3 protein-coding genes are annotated in these 2863 nt (G+C 61.8%); all 3 read left to right on the top strand.

The annotated features are described in order from the left end of the window. The first annotated feature begins 124 nt into the window (after nt 1-124). The 3 genes from rdgB to tmk all read left to right on the top strand — a co-directional run bounded on the left by rdgB (nt 125) and on the right by tmk (nt 2741). Nucleotides 125-736 (top strand): RdgB/HAM1 family non-canonical purine NTP pyrophosphatase, encoded by a 612-nt coding sequence (rdgB, locus tag NW828_RS13680; RefSeq protein ID WP_414384449.1) that lies wholly within the window; start codon nt 125-127, stop codon nt 734-736. A 111-nt stretch (nt 737-847) separates the two neighbouring features. After that, nucleotides 848-2098, top strand: a complete 1251-nt coding sequence (locus NW828_RS13675) for a hypothetical protein (protein ID WP_414384447.1) — start codon at nt 848-850, stop codon at nt 2096-2098. A gap of 22 nt (nt 2099-2120) precedes the next feature. Beyond that, nucleotides 2121-2741, top strand: a complete 621-nt coding sequence (tmk, locus tag NW828_RS13670) for a dTMP kinase (RefSeq protein ID WP_414384446.1) — start codon at nt 2121-2123, stop codon at nt 2739-2741. Nucleotides 2742-2863 lie beyond the last annotated feature (122 nt).

Raw genomic sequence — 2863 nt, 5'->3', positions numbered from 1 at the left:
TAGAGGTTCGGGCCTGTTTTGTTCTCTGGTAGAGCAGAACAGGCTCAGGGCTACTGAAAGCCCGCTCCGTACCGCTTAGCAGTCGGAGCCGGGTAGTTTACATTTCCACTCGTAGGAACCTTCCATGACCCGTCCTTTGATCTTGGCCAGCAGTAGCCCCGGCAAATGGCGCGAGTTCAATGCCTTTTTCCAGGCCCATTCCCCTGCTTGGGAGCTGCGCCGCATGCCCTCAGAAATTGAGGTGGAAGAAACCGGCACCACCTTTGCCGAAAATGCCCTTCTCAAAGCCAGAGCCGTGGCCAAGTCTCTGGGGGAGTGGGCCATTGCCGACGATTCCGGCCTAGCGGTAGAAGCCCTTGGCGGCGTCCCTGGGATCCGCTCGGCTCGCTATGCCCCCAACGATGCTGCCCGCATCGAGCGGTTGCTCAGGGAAATGGAAGGGATCCCAAATCGCCGGGCCACCTTTCACTGCGCCATCGCCCTGGTGGATCCCCAAGGTGTAGTGCATGCCCTGGTGGAAGGGGTATGCTCGGGAGAGATCTTGACCCAGCCGCGGGGAGAGGGGGGGTTTGGCTATGACCCCCTGTTTTGGGTGCCCGAAGTGGGGCTAACCTTTGCCGAGATGAGCCCAGCTCAAAAAGAGGCCATCGGCCACCGAGGCCGAGCCTTGCGCGCCTTGAAAGCGCAGTTGCCTCTCCTGGAGAAGCGTATGGGCTGGCTTGGATCCCAGCAATAGCCCCCGATGTCCTGGCTGGGGAGCTGCTAGGATACAGTAGTTGCTTCCCTTCGGGGGAGTGAAATTGAAAGCCGTCTTGCCTTGGCAGCTGAGGGGAGCGCTCGAAGAACTATGGGTTTTTCTGAGTTTGAGGATCAAGATCCCATTGCAGCAGCGGAACGGACTGCTGCCCCCGATCCCAGCCGCCATTCCCCGGATCCTGCCGGTGAGGAAGCCGCGGTCTCCTCGGTTGCAAACTCTGGTGAAGGAAGGGAGCGGCAAAGTCGTCGTTCCCCACCCCCTTTGCCGGAAGAGGGCTCAACCTTTGTGGGCGCAGAGGATTGGCTGGACGATCGCGGTAGCGGGACGGAGTCCTTGGAGAATGGGCGGGATAGCTACAGGGAGTCCGCGCAAGGGGCCACTTCTCGCCCTTCCAACCGCTCCCCCCAGACTGGCCGAGACGAGGGGTCTCGTGTTGACAGCGAAAAGGGGGGGCAGAAAGCCGCTGCAGGATCCCCTGGAGCCGGTGAGCGTCCTGGGCAAGCCCTGGTTTCCCGCCGTTCTGTCTCCAGCAACCGCAGCTACGACGGATCCGCTCGTTCCTCTGCCTTTCGCGGTAGCGGGACGGAGTCCTTTGCTGGCCGCTCGCGTAAGCGGGACGGAGTCCTTGGGGAATCCGGCTACCGCAGTGACTACAGCCGTTCCGCGGCTTACGGCTACACCTCCAGCTATGTTGGCGGTGGGGGATATGGCGGTGGTGGGCGAGGCGGCAGCTCCAGCGGGGGGGTCTCCTCCTCCGATCTGACGATCCTGCTGGTGGTGGCCCTGCTGGCCTTCTTCGGGGGATTCGCTATCCGCAACATCTTCGCCGAGTCGGGCGGCTTTGACGATGAGCGCCCCATCCGCGCTGCCAATGTGCCCGCAGCCTTTCGCGATTTTTGCTTTGCCTATAACGGCACTGCCTCCTTTACTGTGGTGCAACTGACCAGCGTTTCTGCTCTGACCATGGCCTCAGTGCCCGTTTACAAGATGGATACTTGCACCATCCCCGTCAGCCAAACGGCCAATGCCCTCCAAGCTTTGGGCATCCGCGGCCGGGCCAACACCTTGGGCCCCCAGCTGGGGGGATCCAACCTCACCCTGATCCAGCTCCCCTTGGCCAGCAGCTTGGCGCGCGCCGTCTACAACCAGTTTCCTGGCTTGGCTACTCAGGGCAACGAGGCGCAGGTTTTGTCCCAACTGGAAGCCACCATCAACAACGCCCTGCGCTCCAACATCGAAGGGTTAGCCCTGCAAAGCCTGGAGCCCACCAACATCCCCGACGTCTACGTGATGGTGCCGGGGCACTCCTTTAATTTGCAGCCCCAACTCAACCTGCGCTAACCCTCCTGCAGAGGACGACGGTGTGTTCATCACCCTAGAAGGCGGGGAAGGGGTGGGCAAAACCACCCAACAGGCCCTCTTGGTTGAGCGGCTGCGCCAAGAAGGCTACGCTTGCCTGTGTACCCGCGAGCCGGGGGGCACGGCGCTGGGCAAAACGCTGCGGGAGCTGTTGCTGCACGGGGATCCCTTTAGCCCTCTGGCGGAGCTGCTCCTGTACGCGGCGGATCGGGCTGAACACGTGAGCAAAGTCATCGCGCCGGCTCTGGCGGCAGGGCAGGTGGTGGTTTGTGACCGCTTTACCGATTCCACCCTGGCCTACCAGGGCTACGGTCGGGGGCTGGACTTGGAGAAGATCCGCCAGCTCAACCACTTAGCCACCGGCGGGTTGCAGCCGCACCTCACCCTGTGGCTGGATCTTCCACCAGAGGTGGGACTGGCGCGGGCAAAGGCTCGCGACAGGCTTGAACAAGAACGCCTGGAGTTCCACCGCCGCGTCTACCAAGGGTTCCAGGCTCTGGCTGCCGCCGAACCACAGCGGATTGTCCGCGTTGATGCCCAGGGATCCCCGGCAGAGGTGGCTGCCCGCCTCTGGTCAGTGGTCGAACCCCGCCTACCACTTGCGACAGCAGGCCGGGAGCCCTAGACTGATACATTTACGCTGAACATTGCTGAACATCACTGTTCAACCATGCAGCGATAGCATTCTGTTTGTTTCCAAACAGAATGGCGGTATCCCGCAAAGCTTTGAGTAGAATACCCAAAGCG

The sequence above is a fragment of the Synechococcus sp. W55.2 genome (genome assembly GCF_047461635.1).
GTDB lineage: Bacteria > Cyanobacteriota > Cyanobacteriia > Thermostichales > Thermostichaceae > Thermostichus.
This window is presented reverse-complemented; position numbering and strand designations above follow the sequence as displayed.

Excerpts from the sequence above, each read along its gene's own strand:
- rdgB (WP_414384449.1), top strand. The coding sequence starts at position 125 with ATGACCCGTCCTTTGATCTTGGCCAGCAGTAGCCCCGGCAAATGGCGC.
- NW828_RS13675 (WP_414384447.1), top strand. The coding sequence starts at position 848 with ATGGGTTTTTCTGAGTTTGAGGATCAAGATCCCATTGCAGCAGCGGAA.